This is a genomic window from Enterococcus sp. SMC-9 (genome assembly GCF_021011285.1).
Lineage (GTDB): Bacteria > Bacillota > Bacilli > Lactobacillales > Enterococcaceae > Enterococcus_C > Enterococcus_C montenegrensis.
Window position 1 is genome coordinate 407,668 of the sequence record NZ_JAILYE010000001.1, and the last position, 20,115, is coordinate 427,782.

Consider the following 20,115-nt stretch of genomic DNA (forward strand, 5'->3'; position numbering starts at 1 on the left):
TTTCATTGTACAAAACAATAATGAAAATAGGCAATCTTCTTTTTTATTTTAGATGAATGTAGGACTAAGAGCAAATGAAACGAGCCCATAACTTATTTTAAAGCTTTGGTGTTTTTAAACAGCGCATCGCATTTAAAACTGCAATTAAAGTGACGCCCACATCAGCAAAGACAGCCCATCCCATTGCAACAAAACCGGCAGCACCTAAAATCAAAAAGAAAATTTTGATAGTGAGGGCAAAAATAATATTTTGCTTTACAATTTTTAATGTTTTACGGGCTATTGTGATTGCCGTAGAAATTTTAACTGGGTTATCATCCATAATTACAGCATCTGCCGCTTCGATGGCTGCATCACTTCCTAAGCCACCCATTGCAATCCCAATATCAGCTGTTGCTAAAACCGGCGCATCATTAATTCCATCTCCCACAAAGGCAACCTTATTATCATTTTCACGCAATTTTTCTACATGGTTAACTTTATCTTGTGGTAAAAGACGGGCATAAACTTGATCTAAACCTAATGTTTCGCCTACACTTGCGGCAACTGCTTTGCGGTCACCGGTTAACATAACTGTTTGTTTGACCCCAAGTGCTTTTAATTTGTTGATTGCACCTTTAGCTTCTGGTTTAATCTGATCGTTTACTAACAAATAGCCAGCCAATTGGCCGTTGACTACTAAGTAAACAACGGTGCCTAAACTGCTTACTTTGGGTAAAGCAATATGATGCTCTTTTAAATATTTATCATTTCCAGCAAAAACTTCTTTTCCCTCAATTATGCCGCTGACACCAAAGCCGGCAATCTCTTTACTTGCACTTACAACAGGTATTTTTTCATCTTTTGCCGCTAAAACTATTGAACGTGCAATGGGATGACTTGAATTTTGTTCTAAAGCACTGGCATAGGCTAAAACAGGAATTTCACTTTTTTCAACCACGACTTTAGCAACAGCAAATTCACCTTTAGTTAAAGTACCTGTTTTATCAAAAACAACTGTGTTAACTTTTGCTAAGGTTTCTAAATAATTTGATCCTTTGATTAAAATTCCGGCACGGCTAGCACCTCCGATACCACCAAAGAAACTGAGCGGCACTGAAATAACCAACGCACAAGGACAAGAAATAACTAAGAAAGTTAAGGCTCGGTACAACCATTCTTGAAAATCACCGACAAATAGCGTTGGAACTATGGCTAATAGGAGCGCTAAAACTACAACAATTGGCGTGTAGACACGTGCAAATTTTGTAATAAATCGTTCTGCTGGTGCTTTTTGACTACTGGCATTCTCTACTAAATCTAAAATTTTGCTGACCGTTGACTGACCAAAATTTTTCGTTACTTCCACGATTAAAGTAGTATCTTTGTTAATACAACCACTCAACACCTGATCACCGACGGCTACGGCTTGTGGCATGGACTCACCTGTCAAAGCAGAAGTATCCAAATAGCCACTCCCTGTTTTTACAATCCCATCCAAAGGAATCTTCTCACCAGGATTGACCTGAACCAGCTCTCCTATCTTAACTGTTTCAGGTTTCACCATTACCGACTCATTTTTTGTAACTAAACGTGCAACGTCTGGACGTACATCCATTAAGGCTTTAATATTTTTGCGAGATTTCCCCACCGCATAGTCTTGGAAACACTCACCGATTTGATATAAGAGCATAACCAATACCGCTTCTGTGTGATCTCCAATAAAAAAAGCGCCAATTGTTGCAATGGTCATCAAAAAGTTTTCATCAAAAACTTGACCAGAAAATAAATTTGTAACTGCCGTTTTCACAATGTCATAGCCGATTAAAAGATAGACGGCTGCATACAAAATTGTATTCCAAGGATCTGTAAGTTGCAAAAAAAGTAGTAATGACAGTGCTAGCGTTGTAAGTAAAATTCTTGTCACTAATACTTTTGCGTTTTTGTTTCCATGATCGTGATGATGTTTTTGGCTAACTGTATCTTTTTTTATCATCGTTACATCTGGCTCAATTTTTTTTATAAGTTGCTTACTTGTTATCTCAATGGCTTCTGCATTTTTTTCATCGCAATCAATCGCTAAGCTTGCCTGCATAAAATCCACTTGTGCCTTACTCACTCCATCAACTTTTGCTATTGCGCGTTCGATTTTAGCGGCACAATTTGCACAATCCAAACCATTTAATTGATATTTTAATTCCATTTTAACCACTCCTTTACAACCGTTTACATGAATATCTTTTCATATGTATTATAAATGAATGCCAATTCATATGTCAAGCGTAAAAAAAAGAAGTTTCGCAACTAAGCAAAACTCCTTATTATTTATCCTCTTTATCTTCTGGATGTTTGTTTAAAACATCTTGCCGAAAACGGCGATTGCCTAAAAATTTCAAAGCACACATTAACGGTTGTCGATTTTCTCCCACCAAACCAATTAATTCAATAAATAATTCTAAACCAATAGCAGTAAAGAGAATTAGCAAAACCGTCGCCCAGGTACTCGCATAATTCATTAATAAAGCAATAAAAGAAAAAACTAAGGCTAACGCATAAATTGTCAGCACTGCCCCGCGATGGGTAAAACCTAAAGAAAGCAGGCGATGATGTAAATGCATTTTATCAGCCGAAGAAATAGGTTGTTTATTAAACTTACGGCGAATCATCGCGTAAACAGTGTCTGTAATTGGCACGCCCAAAATAAACATTGGTGTTAAAATCGTGATAAATGTGGCATTTTTCAATCCTTGCAAAGATAAAATCGCAATCATATAACCTAAAAAAAGTGCTCCTGTATCGCCTAGATAAATTGTCGCTGGATGAAAATTATACGGAAAAAAACCAAGGATAGCAGCTACTAGGCTAAAGATAATAATTGCCAAAAAAACACCCGTACGCGGTAAGAAAAAGTAACTAATCAACCCGATTGTCGTTAATCCAATAATGGAAATCCCAGCCGCTAAACCATCCAAACCATCAATAAGATTGACAGCATTGGTTATTGCTAAAATCCACAATAATGTTACCGGTAAACTCAACCATCCTAATTCAAAGCGACCAAAAAACGGCAAACTAAAGGTATTAATTTCAATGCCCCCAATGAAGTAAGCCTCCAAAGCGGCTAACGTTATCCCTAGTGTCTTTTGCAGTGGGGTTAATTCAAAAACATCATCAATTAAGCCGGTAATAACAATGATTAATGCACCTAAAATCATTGGCCAAACTTTTCCAATCGGTAACGTATCATTAAATTCCCAAAGCACCGCAATCGAAAATGAAATAAAAATACTCAAGCCACCAGCTGTTGGCATCGTTTTGGTGTTAATTCTTCTAGCCCCAGGTTTATCCACTGCTCCAATTTTAAAAGCCAAAAGTTTAATAATAGGTGTCAAAACCAAAGAGATAATCATTGTTAAAAAGAGCCTTATAATAAAACGAAAGGTAAAGGTCATCGTGTTTTCTCGCTTTCTTTACTTAGAAGAGTTCTTGGAATCATCTTTGCCAATTTTAGCTTCAATTTTTTTGCTAAGCTTGGTTAATGGTCCTTTCCGATCTTGAACTTCTTGTCCGGTAATATACTCTGCAATAATTGCATTGGTAATACCACCTAAAATAATTATCGTTGCAGCCATATTCAACCACAACATTAAGACGATAAAGCTACCAATAATTTGATAACCGCTGACTTTGGCAGCGAAAAATTGCGCATACAAACCAAATGCTTGTCCCAAGACCATCCAGCCAATCGTCGCCACCACAGCTCCTGGCCAAGTGGTCATTAACTTGACTTTAGCGTTTGGTACAATCCAATAAATAATCATCATAATCGCTAGTAAAGCAACAATTGTTAGGGGCCACTTGAAGCGCTGGAAGGTATCGATAATCTGGCCTGAAAAACCAAGTATTGGTTGTAAGCCATCTAATAACATGCGACCAAGACCTAATACGACTGTTACACCAACCATGGCGACTAAAAGTAAGACAATTACAATTACAGAAACAATTCGTACAGCAATAAAATTTTTACGATCATTCACGCCATAGGCACTGTTCATAGCCGTTTGCAGACCATTAATACTTTTACTAGCTGACCATAAGGCAGCTAGTGCTGAAATCGACAAGACACCACCAGAACCTTGGGTCAAAAGGCTTTTGATTGCTGGACCAATAAAAGTATAAACCTCTTGGGGAATAATATCTTTAACATAAGGCAAGATAGAATTTGGATCAATTTTTAGAAAAGGTAATAAATTTCCCACCGCAATTAAGAGGGGAAAAAGTGACAATAGTAAATAATACGCAACAATGACTGCGTTATTTCCAATTTGAGCATCACTAAACCGATTTTTTACAATGGTGAAAAACCGCATTAATTTTTCGTTGTTCTTTATTTTTTCAACAAACTTCATCTGGCACTCCTTTAATTTTTTTGCAAAAGAAATGTCGCTAACTAGGTAAATGAAACACTTGATAGTAAGAAAGTAATTAACAATCACGACAAACCTATCGCTTATCGAGATTGTTAATTATTTTCTTAAATTAAATTTCAGAATAAGCAAGCACCAAAAGGCACTTGCCTACTCCGTTACTCAAATTAATACGTACCTTCTTCGCCTTGGGAAGTCAAAATTTGTGGTCCTGCTTTTGTGATGGCAATTGTATGTTCATACTGACAACTCAAACCACCGTCTAATGTATAAGCCGTCCAGCCATTCGGGTCCATTTTCATTTTCCAAGTACCAGTATTTACCATTGGTTCAATGGTAATCACCATTCCTTCTTTTAAGCGCAACCCTTTACCGGCTTCACCAAAATGAGGAACAGCTGGTGCTTCATGAATGGTTGGCCCAATGCCATGACCGATAAAGTCTCGCACAACACCGAAGCCTTCTTTTTCTACATAGGTTTGAATAGCATGGCCGATATCGCCAATCCGATTTCCTACTTGTGCTTGGTCAATGCCTAAATACAAAGCCTTTTTCGTAACAGCCATTAATTTTTCAACTTCTGGCGTTGCACTGCCAACCACATAAGCCCAACAAGAGTCTGACATTGCGCCTTTTAAGTCCACACACATATCTACCTTAACTAAATCTCCTGTGTGTAAAGGCTTCTTACGAGGGAAACCATGACAAATTTCTGAGTTAATGCTGACACAAGTTGCGTATTTGTAGCCTTCAAAACCAATTTGCGCGGCTACGCCACCATGGCTTTCAATAAAATCACGAACAAAAACCTCAATATCCCAACTTGTGATACCTGGTTTAATAAAATCACGTAAATGTTTGTGAACATCTGCCAACAACGCACCAGATTCTCGCATTGCTTCAATTTCTCTAGCAGATTTTAATGTAATCATACTGTCGTCTCCTTTTAAATAAAGATTCCTTTTAAACTAATCGTACAAATAAAAGATGATAAAAAAAGATTTTTTTATCTTTAAACCTTTATTATTCTACCACAGGCACCGGTTTTCGCCAAATATTCAAATAACACAATAGTAGGCAAGGTACCTTACTTTTGTTATAATCGTTACGAACTTCAGGAAAATCATGAGAAACGATAGTTTAATTTTTACTTAAAGGAGTGGCTGAAATGACCTTAGCAAAAATTGTCTACGCCAGTTTAACCGGCAATACCGAAGAGATTGCCGATGTTGTGGCAGAAGCATTAGAAAATTTAAATATTGATGTTACAGTTGATGAGTGTACACAAGTTGACGCAACCGAGTTTGAAGAAGCAGATATTTGTGTTGTCGCAACTTATACTTATGGCGATGGCGAACTTCCTGATGAGATTGTTGATTTCTACGAAGAACTGCAAGAATTGGACTTAGCTGGAAAAATTTATGGTGTCTGCGGTTCTGGGGATACTTTTTATGACGACTTTGCCAAGTCAGTTGATGATTTTGAGCAAGCTTTTGAAAAAAGTGGTGCAACAAAAGGCGCTGACTCAATTAAAGTGGACCTAAATGTTGAAGCAGAAGATATCGACAATTTAGAAGACTTCGCTAAAAAACTCGTCACAGCTTTGGGATAACTAGCTTTTTTATTAGAAAAGCCTACAAACTGCCCTCAGTTCTCAAAAAATTAGCATAGGATTTTTTGAAATTGTTTCTTGTATTTTTGAAAATTTCGCATACTTTGACGAACTATTTTTTAAAGCTACACACCAAGATGATATTTGCTTGATTTCGTCAAAAAAGAACCAAAAGATTTGCTCGTGTTCTAACCAAATACTAGGTTACAAAGAACACAACTTGCATGAGGAGCTAATCTTTTGGTTTTTTTATTTTTACGCTCTAATTAATAATTAATTTCTAGTGGCTCTTTTCTTTCCACAATTTGTTTGATTGTGTCCCGCATTAAGGCAATAATTTGCTCTTCTGTTGGGTTAATAATTCCGGATGATTTCAAGGCCGCAATTCCAGTTGCGACAATCCAACAACCAGTATGCAACGATTCAATTTCACTATCTGCCAAATCTTTAAAGGCCAAATCAGCTTTTACCGCATTAGAAAAATATTGGAAAGAAAATTCCTGCATCTCTTTTCCACCACCGTACTCTTCTAAATACATCGCCCGATACAAGCGCTTATGTTCTGTCGCAAAACCAATATAATTCAAAGCTAAATCAACAATATTTTCCCCAGTGTGTTCTACTGGAAAAATCTCAGTTGCTAAATAATCGTGTAGTTTTTTGATCAACGCCATTTTAAGATCTTCCATGTTTTTAAATTCCAAATAAATTGGCTGTGTTGAACACTTCATTTTTGCCGCAATATTTCGGGCAGTGAAACGGGAAAAACCATCAGTAGCAACGACATCATAGGCCGCATTCAAAATCTGATCACGGGTGATTGTTTTCTTTCTTGCCATTATTTTTTAACTCCCTTTTCCTTTAGTCTTATCGTTTTTTTGTTATATTAATATTGTACCATGTTTTTTTGTCTTTGCAAAAAAGAAAACGACAACTATTTTTGCTTTATAAAAAAATATTTTTTAAAAAAGACGATAAAACGAAAAACAAGCCCTTTCATTGTCTTTAATTTTGTAAAATGATATTATTTAAATAGTTTGAAAAGTGACAATTAGAGCTATATTTTGTCACTTCTTAAAAGAATTTGGAGGTTTTTTTATGACAGATTTTAATACCAATTTAGCAAAATACGCTGAGCTAATTGTGGCAGTGGGCGTGAATGTTTCAAAAGGCCATACCGTCGTTTTACAAATTAGTGTCGACCAAGCGCCTTTAGCTCGCCTAATCACGCAAAAAGCTTACGCGTTAGGTGCAGCAGAAGTTTTAGTCCAGTGGACAGATGATCAAATTCAACGGGAATTCTTACTTCATGCTGATGAAGAACGTTTAGAAAATATTCCTGCTTATAAAGTCGAGCAAACAGAAGACTGGCTAAAAAAAGGAGCAAGCCGCATTAGTGTTGTTTCTTCTGATCCAGGGGCATTAGCTGGTGTCGACGCCAATCGCGTAGCAACTTATCAAGCTGCTAGTGGCAAAGCAATGATGGGCCTACGAAAAGCAACACAAGCCAATAAAGTTAGTTGGACAGTTGTCGCAGCCGCTGGAAAAGAATGGGCGCAAAAAGTCTTTCCTGAACTTGAAGCTGAAAAAGCGCAAGCAAAATTATGGGATGAAATCTTTAAAACAACGCGAATTGATACAAAAGATCCCATTGCTGCTTGGAAAAAACACGATGAAACATTACGCAATAAAGCAGAAGAACTAAACAAAGAGCAATTTTCTGCCCTGCATTATACAGCGCCTGGTACGGATCTAATTATCGGTCTGCCAGAAAATCACCTTTGGGAAGGTGCAGGTAGCTTTAACGCTCGTGGTGAAGAATTTATGGCCAACATGCCGACTGAGGAAGTTTTCACTGCCCCAGATTTCCGCCGTATTGACGGTGTAATCTCCAGTACGAAACCATTAAGTTACGCTGGTTCAATTATTTCTGGGATGAAATTCACCTTTAAAGATGGGAAAGTCGTTGATTTTTCCGCCAAAGAAGGTCAAGAAGTTTTAGCTAAATTACTAGCTACCGATGAAGGGGCTAAAAGTTTAGGGGAAGTTGCATTAGTGCCGGATCCATCGCCGATTTCACAATCGGGTATTATTTTCTTCAATACACTTTTTGATGAAAATGCCTCCAACCACTTAGCCTTGGGGTCAGCTTATGCCTTTAGTTTACAGGGCGGAACTGAAATGAGCGAAGAGGAATTAGCAGCTCATGGTTTAAATCGTAGTCAAACTCACGTAGACTTTATGGTGGGCTCTGATAAAATGAATATCGACGGGATAAAAAAAGATGGCAGCAAAGTTCCTATTTTCCGCAATGGTGACTGGGCTTAAATTTTGTAATTTTAGTTTAATAACTAAGAACTGATACTGGCAAAATTATCCAGCAATCGCGATGAACCGTCATTAAAAAAGACTTTAACCAAATTGAGTAAATAAAAAGGCCGAAAAAGGTCTTTTTATTTACTCAATTTTAGCTTTAAAAAAAATCATACGAAACATTTGTCTATCTGTACTAACTTCAAGCTGAAAACATAGTAAATCAAGCCGTTTTTTGGTAAAATTTATAGTGATAGCCTACTGACTAACAGTTAGCGAGCCATTGTGAATGAGACATTCACCAGAAAGGATTGACTCCTGTGACACCTAATCGTGAAGATTATTTAAAATTAATTTTAGAACTTGGTGGCGACGAAGAAAAAATCAGCAATAAGCAGATTGTCGCTGGACTAAGTGTTTCACCTGCTTCTGTTAGCGAAATGCTATCTAAGCTGGTAAAAGAAGGTTTAGTCGAACATACTGCCTACCAAGGTGTGCAATTGACTGAAACTGGTAAAAAAAGTGCGAGTGATTTAGTCCGTAAACATCGCTTATGGGAAGTTTTTCTCGTGGAACACCTCCACTACTCTTGGAATGAGGTCCATGATGATGCCGAAGTTTTAGAGCACGTTACATCTAGCAAATTAGCCAAACGTTTAGAAGATTATTTAAACCATCCGCCATATTGCCCCCACGGAGGACAAATTCCGGCTGAAAACGCCTTGGTTACAGAGAAAAAACGGCAAACATTAGCAGATTTTCCAGTCGGGACAAAAATTAAAATCGCTCGAGTATTAGACGAGCGAGAGTTACTGGATTATCTCGTTAGTATTGACTTAGCCATCCACGAAGAATACACCATTACTGCTATTGCGCCTTATGAAGGTCCAATCACAATTGCCAATAAAGAAAAAAATATGGCGGTCAGTTATAAAGCTGCCAACACGATTTTTGTCGATAAATTGTAAGGAGAGATCACATGACTGAAAATACTAATGTATTGTTTACCATCTTCGGTGCTACCGGAGACCTTGCCAAACGAAAGCTTTACCCATCTTTATTCCGCTTATATAAAAAAGGAGAGTTAAGCGAATGCTTTGCAGTAATTGGCACTGCCCGCAGACCTTGGAGTGATGCACATTATCATGAAGTCGTTAAAGAGTCTATTGCTTCTTTAGAACCAACAAAAGAAGAAGCAGACAAATTTGCTAGTCATTTTTATTATCAGTCTCACGATGTTTCTGATACTCGTCACTATTCGGTTTTAAAAGAATTGACGGATACTTTAAATGAAAAATATCAACTTGGCGGCAATCGCTTATACTATCTGGCTATGTCTCCCCGCTTTTTTGGGACTATCGTTACCCAATTAAAGACAAGTGGTATGTTAGCTACCGATGGCTACCATCGTGTTATCATTGAAAAACCATTTGGTTCTGACTTTACTTCTGCCAATGATTTGAATAATGAAATTAATGAAGTTTTTGCCGAAAAAGATATTTATCGAATTGATCACTATTTAGGTAAAGAAATGGTACAAAATATCTCAGCTATTCGTTTTGCCAACAATTTATTTGAATCTATGTGGAATCAACGCTACATTGACAATGTTCAAATTAGTTTAGCAGAAAATTTAGGTGTTGAAGATCGCGGTGGCTACTACGATCAAAGTGGGGCATTAAAAGATATGGTACAAAACCACATCCTGCAAGTTTTATCTTTACTTGCGATGGAGCCACCGGTAGCTTTCACAGAAGAAGCAATCCGCAGCGAAAAAATAAAGGCCTTAAATGCCGTACGCCTTTATTCAGAAGAAGAAGTTTATACAAATTTCATCAGAGGACAATACACAACGGGTAAACTTGGGGATAAAGAATTTATCGATTATCGTCATGAGCCAAATGTCGCAAAAGATTCTACTACCGAAACTTTTGTTGCAGGCAAATTTTTAATTGATAACTTCCGTTGGTCTGGAGTACCTTTTTATGTCCGTACGGGTAAACGCCTAACGGAAAAAGGCACACGGATTAATATCGTCTTTAAACAAGTACCAATTAATGTCTTTCGTTCTAGCACGACTGAAGTTAATACCCAAAGCGAATTACCGCCAAATGTTTTGACAATTTATATTCAACCAACAGAAGGTTTTAGTATGACGTTGAATGGAAAAGAAATCGGTCAAGGTTATTCTACAAAACCCGTAAAATTGGACTACCGCAATACTGCTGAAATGGTAGAAAACTCACCAGAAGCTTACGAACGTTTGATCTTTGACGCTTTGAATGGCGATAGTACCAATTTTACCCATTGGGATGAAGTAGCACAATCTTGGCGCATCGTGGACCGCATTCGCGCTGCTTGGGATAAACAAAAACCTGATTTTCCTAATTATGCTGCTGGTACAATGGGGCCACAAGCTGCTTTTGATTTACTGGCAAAAGACGGTTTTACATGGATCTGGCAACCAGATGAATGGTATAGAGAACGGAATTTATTAGACTAAAATTCAAATCTTTATCGTTTTAACACCAAAAAAAGCTCCAGTACAAAGGTCATGTTGAACCTTTGTACTGGAGTTTTCTATTTTATTTACTGGTAAACTAATGCGCGCAAAGCTTCATCAACTTTTTCCGCTGTTTTACGGCCTTCAAAAATCGCCCAAATAACTAAACTAGGCCCACGTTTTGCATCCCCGGCTACTAAAACACGTTCGTTATTGGTCGTATAATCATCGTAAACTTCAGCAACTGAAAACTGTTCCAATAAACTTTTTTCTGCCCCTAAAAAGCCCATCGCAAGTAAAACCAAATCTGCTCGAACTACTTGATTGGTTTCAGGAATTGGCTGGAAGTTTTGATCAACAGCAACTGTTTCAACCCCAATCACTTGTCCTCTTTCAGCGCCAATAAAACCTGTAGTCGAAGTGCTATAAGTCGTAATCGTTTCCCCAAAAGTTTGCAGGGCTTCTTCTTGACCGTAGCCGATTTTTCCAGTTAATGGGTATTCTGGCCACGGGTTATCGCTTGCACGTTGTGTTGGCAATGCCGGTGTGATTTCTAATTGTTTGACAGAAGCGGCTCCTTGTCGAATGGCTGCACCAATACAATCATTTCCAGTATCACCACCACCAATCACCACCACATGTTTTCCAGCTAATTTTTTGCTGGTCGCATCTTTGCCATGCTTTAAAACATCCTTGGTCGCTTCGGTTAAATAATCTACTGCAAATTGAATTCCTTGAAAATGTCGTCCAGTTACATTTAAGTCTCGCGGCACACTGGCTCCTGTCGCTAAAATCACGCGATCGTATTTTTTTTCTAAATCAGCAGCGGTAATATCTACCCCAATCTCGGTATTTGCAATAAATTTAACTCCCAGCTCTTGCATCAGATTAATGCGGCGCATAACGATATCTTTGTCTAATTTCATATTCGGAATGCCATACATCAATAAACCACCAAAACGATCACTACGTTCATAAATCGTTACATTATGTCCCAATTGGTTTAAACGCCAAGCCGCCGCTAACCCAGCCGGACCACTGCCAACAATGGCAACCTTAAATTTTGTACGTGTAACAAAGAGACCACTTTCTTTTACCCAGCCTTCATCAAAGGCTTTATCAATAATAAAACGTTCATTATCATGAATCGTTACACCATCACCATTTAATGATTCTGTGCACCCTTTTTCACATGGAGCTGGACAAACGCGACCGGTCATTTCCGGTAGTGGATTAGTTTTGGCAAGACGTTCAAAAGCTGCCTTAAATCGCCCTTGGTAAAGGAGATCATTCCACTCTGGAATTAAGTTATCATTGGGACAACCAGAGGCAACTTTTTGTGTACCGTAAAATGTTCCCGAATGACAAAAAGGAATACCGCAATTCATACAGCGGGCTGCTTGCTCTGTTCTTTGTTTCTCAGCAAGCGGTTCTTGCAGTTCATACCAGTCGGCAGTTCGCTCTGATACGGGGCGAAAAGGATTATCTTGACGTTGATATTTTAAAAAACCAAATGGATCTGCCAAATTAGCCACGCTCCTTTCCTGCAACTGAAATTGTTACTTCTTTTTTTGTGCCGATTACTTTTTCAAAAGCGGCATGTAGCAATTTATCGCCTGCCAGTCCTTGTGCTTGAAATTCTTTTAAGGCATCGTTGACAGCGTGAAATTCCTTTGGATAAACTTTAATGAAATCTGTTTTTGCTGTTTCCCAATTTGCTAAAATTTCGGCTGCTTTTGGTGAAGCAGTATATTCAAAATGATTTTCAATCAATTCTTTTAAGATATGGTCTTGTTCGTCAATTGGATACAGCTCTACCATTTCCATATTGCAGCAAGCAGGAAAACTCTTATCTGGATCGTAAATGTAAGCTAAGCCACCTGACATACCCGCAGCAAAGTTACGACCAGTTTTTCCTAGAATAACTGCAATACCACCAGTCATATACTCACAGCCATTATCACCTACACCTTCAACCACTACTTTGGCACCGCTATTGCGGACACAAAAACGTTCGCCCGCTAAACCACGGAAGTAAGCTTCTCCTTTATTAGCGCCAAAACACGCAACGTTTCCAACAATTGGCGAATTTTTTGTATCATATGCTGCTTTTTGGGGAGGAACAATAATCAAGCGTCCACCACTTAATCCTTTTGCTACGTAGTCGTTAGCTTCTCCGATTAATTTTAACTCCATCCCTTGGGTTGTAAAGGCACCAAAACTTTGACCCGCAATTCCTTCGTACTCGTATTTCAATAAACCTGGCGTTAAGGCGTAATTGCCAAAACGTTCAGCAATCCAGCCTCCCATGCGCGCGCCCACAGAGCGTTTCACATTGTTGATATTTTCTTTTACTGTTACGGTTTGTTTGGCTTCAATTGCCGCTTTAGCATAATCATCTAGCAATGGCCATTGCCGTTTTTCCAAGAAAGGATCACTTACTTTTCGTTCAATACCGGCAGTTGTAGCTAACATTTTAGAAAAATCAAGGGATTTTGCTTTACCTTTTGCTACATAACGCGGTTTAATCACTTCGGTGTGACCTATCATTTCATCAATCGTTTTAAAACCTAATTGCGCCATAATCTCCCGTAAATCTTCGGCTAAGAACATCATTGCATTTATCACGTGTTCAGGTTTGCCCGCAAAGAATTGTCGGAGGGCAGGATTTTGGGTGGCGACACCGACAGGACAGGTATTTAAACTACATACCCGCATCATGACACAGCCAACTGCCACTAATGCTAAAGAAGCAAAACTGTATTCTTCTGCTCCTAATAAGGCGGCAACGGCAATGTCTTTTCCTGTCATAAGTTTGCCATCAGTTTCTAAAATAACCCGTTGGCGCAACTGATTTAGCGCCAATGTTTGATGGGCTTCAGTTAAACCCATTTCCCAAGGCAGACCAGCATCTCTCACTGAGTTTCTAGGAGATGCGCCGGTTCCGCCATCATAGCCAGAGATTACCACAACATCTGCTCCGGCCTTTACCACTCCGGTTGCAATAGTACCCACACCAGTCGAAGAGACCAGCTTAACATTGATTTTGGCGTAAGGATTAATCGCTTTTAAGTCATAAATTAATTGTGCCAAATCTTCAATGGAATAAATATCGTGGTGCGGTGGTGGTGAAATGAGCCTAACCCCTGGAGTAGAACCGCGAATTTCTGCAACCCAAGGAAAAACTTTATTGCCTGGCAATTGTCCGCCTTCGCCGGGTTTAGCCCCTTGTGCCACTTTAATCTGTAATTCTTCAGCGCTCATTAAGTATTCGGCGTTCACACCAAAACGGCCAGAGGCGACTTGTTTAATTTTACTATTAAAGTTTCGTCCATCTGGCAGTGGTTTGAAACGATCGCGATGTTCGCCACCTTCACCGCTATTAGATTTCGCACCAATAGCGTTCATAGCTTCTGCTAAACATTTATGGGCTTCTTCACTTAAAGAACCATAGGACATAGCACCAACTTTAAATCGCTTCACGATATCAGCAGCTGGTTCCACTTCAGCCAAGTCTACTGACGGTCGGACATTTTTAAACTCCCACATCGAACGCAAAGTCGCAGGTGTTGCTAATGCTTCTTCATTCATAGCTTTGGCGTATTCTTGATAGAGTTCATAACGCCCACTACGAACTGCTTTTTGGAAATTATAAATCGTTTTGGGATTAAACAAGTGATGTTCGCCATCAGCTTTGTACTGATAACTACCACCAGAAGGTAAATAATCATTGGCATTAGCACCAAAAGCTTGTTGATAACAAGCATAATATTCTGCTTCAATTTGGGCCAAATTTAAACCGCCAATCCGGCTAGCCGTACCAGTAAAATATTGTTCTACTACTGTACTGGAAATTCCTACTGCTTCAAATAACTGTGCCCCGTGATAGCCTGCGACAGTGGAAATACCCATCCGCGACATCACTTTAATGAGACCTTTTTCACAAGCCTTGCGAAAATTTTCCACTTTATCACTTAAATTATAAGCTAGTAAAGAAGCATAGGCTAAATAAGGATGTACACCACTAGCACCATAACCGACTAACATGCCACAGTGATGTACTTCACAAACCTCAGCAGTATCAGCCACAATTGAAGCCAGTGATCCTTTTCCACGAGAAACTAAATAGTTATGCAACCCAGAAACTGCTAATAAAATTGGGATTGCCATTTCCCCCTTTTGGCGATTGCGATCACTTAAAACGATAATCGTTCCGCCATTATCGATTTTTGTTTCCGCTTCTTTAAAGACATGTTCTAAAGCTTGCTGCAAACTATTGGGATCATCTTCATTTACTGGATACAAAATAGATTGAACTACGGTTTTTTGTTGATCTTGATCGACCGTTAATAACTTTTCAAAGTCTGCTGTACTTAAAATTGGACTGTCAATTTTTACTTTACTACAATTTTCAGCCTGATCTTTGCGAATATCGCTATCTCTACCGAGGAAAAGTTCTGTCCCAATTACCATTTTTTCACGAATAGCATCAATGGGCGGATTGGTCACTTGGGCAAATTGTTGTTTGAAGTATGTGAATAAAGATTGTGGTTTTTCACTTAAAACTGCTAGCGGTGAGTCAAATCCCATCGAAATAACAGGTTCTTCTCCATTTTCAGCCATTGGTACAATGACGGTACGTAAAATTTCATCAGTATACCCATTGAGTCGCCACAATTGTCGGATTTCTTTTTCTGACAAGGGGTTGCTTTTTTTCTTTGGTGTTTTTATTTCGTTTAAATTGATTCGCTTTTCTTTTAGCCATGTTTCATAAGGCTTAGCCGTAGCATATTTTTGACGAATTTCTTCGTTACGATAAATTTTTCCTTGTTTTGTATCGACTAAAAACAGATTAGCCGGTCCTAAAACACCTTTTTCAAGTACATCTTCTGGGGCTAAATCGACTACCCCGGATTCTGAAGCAACCACAATTAACCCATCTTTTGTAATAGAGTAACGAGAAGGCCGTAATCCATTTCGATCTAAAGCTGCCCCAACAATTTCACCATCGGTAAAACATAATGCAGCCGGTCCATCCCAAGGCGCCATAAAGCTCGCATTGTATTCATTAAAGGCTTGTAGTTCCTTGGTTAAATTGGCTTCTTTTGACCAGGCTTCTGGTACCATCATCATTAATGCATGGGGAATATCGCGGCCGTTACGATACAAATATTCTAAACAGTTCTCTAGTTTTGCCGAATCTGAATTGTCTTTGTTGTAGACTTCAATTTTATGGCTATGCATCCAATTTTCTGCACCTCGAAGTGTGTTGATTTCCCCATTGTGGGCCAAAAAACGAAAAGGCTGTGCGCGGTCCCAACTTGGAAATGTGTTGGTAGAAAAACGAGAATGAGTCAAGGCAATGCTCGTCTCCATTGACGCATCTTTTAAATCTGGGTAAAAAAGGCCTACTTGGTAAGCATGTAGCATCCCTTTATAAACAATTGTTTTGGCAGACAAACTACAAATGACCAGCTCATCTGGATTATATGATTTTTCAATTTTCCGGCGCAAACGAAATAGTTGGTCTTCAAAAGTGCGGCCGCTTTTCACATCCATCGGTTTTTCAATAAATAATTGTAAAAAATTCGGCATAACAGCTTGAGCGCCAGGGCCACATTCATAAAAGTTAAAGGGTACATCCCGCGCCCACAAAACATCATACCCCGCTTGTAAAATGTCCTGTATTAAAACATTAGTCATTTGTTCTTTTTGTATTTTATCCTTAGGTAAAAATAACATTGCTACTGCGTACTCGCCTTTTTTAGGCAATGTTACTCCAGCTTCTTGGGCTTTTTTTTGAAAGAAACGATCTGGTAAAGCCATTAAAATGCCTGCGCCATCACCAGTGTCTGGTTCAGCACCAGTCCCACCACGGTGATTCATTCGCTCTAACATCGTTAAGGCATGTTCAACTAATTGGTGAGAGGGCTTGCCATCTTTTTGTGCGATAAAGCCCATCCCACACGCATCTTTTTCAAACTTGGGGTCATACATCAAGTTTTTTTCTGCAATTTTTTCCACGCAAGCACCTACTTTTTTTATTTTCTGAAAATTCTAATTTTTACTAGTTTACATTGTTTTTCACGACACTGCAATTACTTTCAAAAATTTTCATCGTTTTTTTTTAGAAACGTTCGTAAAATATAACATCTGCTTAAAAAAACAGAGACGAAATAAGGACTTGAAATGTAAGACATTCCAGGTCCTTATTTATAACATGAAAAGCCGGGATTGGCGACTTTAAATTTTTATTCGATTCCTTCAGCTACTTCATTAGGGTAATTTTCTTTGACGATTTGTGTACAGTGGTGACATAAGGTTGGTAAGGCACTATCACTACCGACTTCTTTTCTAACTTGACGGCAACGATCACAGACATGACCATCTGCTTTTTCAACTAAAATCGCAACGTCTTCAAATTTCATAGCATTTTCTGGAACAAGGCTACCAACTTGTTCAACTTTAAAGTAATCTTCTGCGACAATTAGTAATTGCGCCAAATTGCTATCAACTGCAGTTAAAAGGGCAGCAACTTGTTCATTGGGATAAATCGTTACTTTTGCTTCTAGTGGTTTACCGATTAATTTTTCATTTCGGGCTTGCTCTAAAGCTTTTAATACATTATCTCTAAAGTCTAAAAAGGCACTCCACAGATCAAGTAATTCATCTTGGTTGGCAAATTCTTTATAGCCGGGCATTTCTGCTAATTGAACGTAATCTTCTTCTTCTGGTAAGTAAGACCAGATCTCTTCAGCTGTGTGCGGGATGATTGGTGTCAAAAGTTTTGTCAAAGCAACGACTGCTTGATAAAAGACTGTCTGCATCGCGCGACGCGCATGGTCATTTTCAGCTTCAATATAGACGACATCTTTAGCAAAGTCTAAATAGAAAGAAGATAAGTCTACTGTTAAGAAATTCATGACGGTACGATAGATGTGTAAGAAATTATATTTTTCATAGCCATCTTCTAAGATTGTCTTTATAACTTGGTTTAACCGTACTGTCATATATTTATCAACCGAGCGTAATTCTTCAAAAGGCACAGCGTCAGCTTTTGGATCAAAGTCATTTGTATTAGCTAACAAGAAGCGCATCGTGTTACGGATTTTACGGTAAACTTCTGAAACTTGATTCAAAATATCCATTGAAACCCGTACATCAGCTTCATAATCCACACTTGCTACCCACAGGCGTAAAATATCTGCGCCCATTTGATTGATAACTTTTTCAGGAGCGATGGTATTGCCTAAAGATTTACTCATCTTCCGACCTTCGCCATCTAACGTGAAGCCTTGTGATAAGACGGCTTTATAAGGTGCCACGCCATTGATGGCAACACTGGTAGTGATACTTGAGTTAAACCAGCCACGGTATTGGTCAGAGCCTTCCAAATACATATCCGCAGGAAAGCTTAATTCGGGACGTTGGCGCAAGACTGCTTCATGGGATGAACCTGAGTCAAACCAAACATCCATAATATCATTTTCTTTCGTAAATTCTCCGTTTGGTGAACCAGGATGTGTAAAGCCTGCAGGTAATAATTCCTTGGCTTCTTTTTCAAACCAGATATTTGAACCATGAGCGGCAAATAATTCAGCAACATGTTCAATTGTTTCCGGTGTGATGATTGCTTCCCCATTTTCCGCATAAAAAATTGGCAATGGTACACCCCACGCTCGTTGACGGGAAATCACCCAATCACCACGGTCACGAATCATGTTGTAAAGACGTGTTTTTCCCCAAGGAATAATCCAATCCACTTTTTCGATTTCAGTTAAAATATCGCTTCTAAATTTATCAATTGAAGCAAACCATTGTGGTGTTGCGCGATAAATAACTGGTTTTTTTGTTCGCCAGTCATGAGGATAGCTATGGGTAAAGAAGTCTAGTTTTAATAATGCACCTTTATCTTCTAATAACTTGGTAACTTCTGGGTTTGCTTTGTCGTAAAACATCCCTTCAAAACCAGGTGCTTCAGCCGTAAACATACCACGGTTATCAACTGGTGATAAAACTTCTAGTCCGTATTTTTTACCAACGATGTAGTCATCTTCACCATGTCCTGGAGCAGTGTGAACTAAACCAGTTCCGGCATCTAGCGTAACATGATCTCCACACATTACAAGTGAGGTCCGATCGTAAAATGGATGTTTTGCCGTCATATACTCCATTGCTGTACCTGGAAATTCCTGTAAAACTTTGACATTTTCCCAACCAATTTGATCTTTAACGGTATCTAATAGGTCTTTGGCAACGACATATTTTTTTCCATCGGCTTCAATTTGTACGTAAGTATAGGTTGGATTAACAGAAATACCAAGATTTGCTGGTAAGGTCCAAGGGGTTGTTGTCCAAATTACAAATGAAGTGTCCGTATCTAGCAAATCTTTGCCATCTACTACTTTAAAGGCAACATAAATTGATGGTGATTTCACATCTTTATATTCAATTTCGGCTTCAGCTAAAGAAGATTCACTTGATGGTGACCAGTAAATTGGTTTTAAACCTTTATAGATATAGCCTTTTTCTGCCATTTTACCAAAAACGCGAATTTCGGCTGCTTCATAGGCTGGGTCTAAGGTAACATAGGGGTTATCCCAGTCACCAGCAACACCTAGTCGTTTGAAGTCATTACGTTGTTTATCAACTTGTGACATCGCATATTCCCGACATTTTTCCCGGTACTCTGCCATTGTCATTTCTTTACGTTTAATCCCTTTATTGGTTAAAACTTGTTCGATTGGTAAACCATGTGTATCCCAACCAGGAACATATGGCGCCCGAAAACCAGACATTGATTTGAAGCGGACGATAATATCTTTACTAATTTTATTTAATGAATGACCAATATGAATATTCCCATTGGCATATGGCGGACCGTCGTGTAAAACAAAAGAAGGTTTACCTTCGTTTAATTTTTGGCGTTGCCCATACAAATCAGCTTCTTCCCAATTTTTTTGCCATTCTTTTTCCCGGTTTGGCAAATTGCCTCGCATTGGAAAACCGGTTTTACCTAGATGTAATGTTTCTTTCATCTTCATGAATATCCGCTCCTGTCCTTTATTTTTACAGTTAGCAACTGTGAAAAAGTGTATAAAAAAACGCTCATCCCCAAAAAGGGACGAACGTTGTCGTGGTACCACCCAAATTTGTACAAAACTGTACTTCTTTGTGATTGTTAACGTGAATCACACGTCAATGTTTACTTCATTCAACATTAAAACCAATAGAGGATCTTTTTTTTAGTAGGGTTCATCGGTCTTTCACTGTCACCGACT

The 20,115-nt window shown here is 38.7% G+C and carries 12 protein-coding genes and 1 other annotated feature (1 of these 13 only partly in view); of the genes, 4 read left to right on the forward strand and 8 right to left on the reverse strand.

Annotated elements, in window-relative coordinates:
• Positions 1 to 97 precede the first annotated feature (97 nt).
• The 4 genes from K4422_RS02065 to map form a co-directional block, all read right to left on the reverse strand.
• Entirely contained in the window at positions 98 to 2,182 is a 2,085-nt protein-coding gene (locus tag K4422_RS02065) for a heavy metal translocating P-type ATPase (protein ID WP_230708879.1), read from the reverse strand.
• A 118-nt stretch (positions 2,183 to 2,300) separates the two neighbouring features.
• Complete coding sequence (locus K4422_RS02070) at positions 2,301 to 3,431, reverse strand: glycosyltransferase family 4 protein (protein ID WP_206903902.1); 1,131 nt, start codon at positions 3,429 to 3,431, stop codon at positions 2,301 to 2,303.
• 18 nt (positions 3,432 to 3,449) lie between these two features.
• Positions 3,450 to 4,388 carry a YihY/virulence factor BrkB family protein gene (locus tag K4422_RS02075; RefSeq protein WP_206903901.1) on the reverse strand — a complete coding sequence of 313 codons (939 nt, stop codon included), beginning with the start codon at positions 4,386 to 4,388 and terminating at the stop codon, positions 3,450 to 3,452.
• Positions 4,389 to 4,573: 185 nt separating this feature from the next.
• Positions 4,574 to 5,338 carry a type I methionyl aminopeptidase gene (gene map, locus K4422_RS02080; protein ID WP_206903900.1) on the reverse strand — a complete coding sequence of 255 codons (765 nt, stop codon included), beginning with the start codon at positions 5,336 to 5,338 and terminating at the stop codon, positions 4,574 to 4,576.
• A gap of 236 nt (positions 5,339 to 5,574) precedes the next feature.
• Between map and K4422_RS02085 the strand changes: the two genes are divergently transcribed.
• Positions 5,575 to 6,018: a flavodoxin gene (locus K4422_RS02085; protein ID WP_230708881.1), complete on the forward strand. Its 444-nt coding sequence runs from the start codon at positions 5,575 to 5,577 to the stop codon at positions 6,016 to 6,018.
• Between the two features lie 266 nt (positions 6,019 to 6,284).
• Here the strand turns inward: K4422_RS02085 and K4422_RS02090 are convergent, their stop codons facing one another.
• Positions 6,285 to 6,857, reverse strand: a complete 573-nt coding sequence (locus K4422_RS02090; RefSeq protein WP_206903898.1) for a TetR/AcrR family transcriptional regulator — start codon at positions 6,855 to 6,857, stop codon at positions 6,285 to 6,287.
• Positions 6,858 to 7,116: 259 nt separating this feature from the next.
• Between K4422_RS02090 and K4422_RS02095 the strand changes: the two genes are divergently transcribed.
• From K4422_RS02095 to zwf, 3 genes are all read left to right on the forward strand, one after another.
• Entirely contained in the window at positions 7,117 to 8,346 is a 1,230-nt protein-coding gene (locus K4422_RS02095; protein ID WP_230708883.1) for an aminopeptidase, read from the forward strand.
• 305 nt (positions 8,347 to 8,651) lie between these two features.
• Positions 8,652 to 9,299, forward strand: a complete 648-nt coding sequence (locus K4422_RS02100) for a metal-dependent transcriptional regulator (protein ID WP_206903896.1) — start codon at positions 8,652 to 8,654, stop codon at positions 9,297 to 9,299.
• A gap of 11 nt (positions 9,300 to 9,310) precedes the next feature.
• Positions 9,311 to 10,834, forward strand: coding sequence for a glucose-6-phosphate dehydrogenase (gene zwf, locus K4422_RS02105; protein WP_230708885.1), 1,524 nt, complete (start codon positions 9,311 to 9,313; stop codon positions 10,832 to 10,834).
• Positions 10,835 to 10,920: 86 nt separating this feature from the next.
• On the opposite strand, the gene K4422_RS02110 is transcribed toward zwf, so the two are convergent.
• The 3 genes from K4422_RS02110 to ileS all read right to left on the reverse strand — a co-directional run bounded on the left by K4422_RS02110 (position 10,921) and on the right by ileS (position 19,878).
• Entirely contained in the window at positions 10,921 to 12,360 is a 1,440-nt protein-coding gene (locus tag K4422_RS02110; RefSeq protein ID WP_230708887.1) for a glutamate synthase subunit beta, read from the reverse strand.
• 1 nt (position 12,361) lies between these two features.
• Positions 12,362 to 16,831, reverse strand: a complete 4,470-nt coding sequence (gltB, locus tag K4422_RS02115) for a glutamate synthase large subunit (protein ID WP_230709009.1) — start codon at positions 16,829 to 16,831, stop codon at positions 12,362 to 12,364.
• Between the two features lie 254 nt (positions 16,832 to 17,085).
• Complete coding sequence (gene ileS, locus K4422_RS02120) at positions 17,086 to 19,878, reverse strand: isoleucine--tRNA ligase (protein WP_230708889.1); 2,793 nt, start codon at positions 19,876 to 19,878, stop codon at positions 17,086 to 17,088.
• 73 nt (positions 19,879 to 19,951) lie between these two features.
• Positions 19,952 to 20,115, reverse strand: a binding site (T-box leader); it runs 47 nt beyond the window's last position.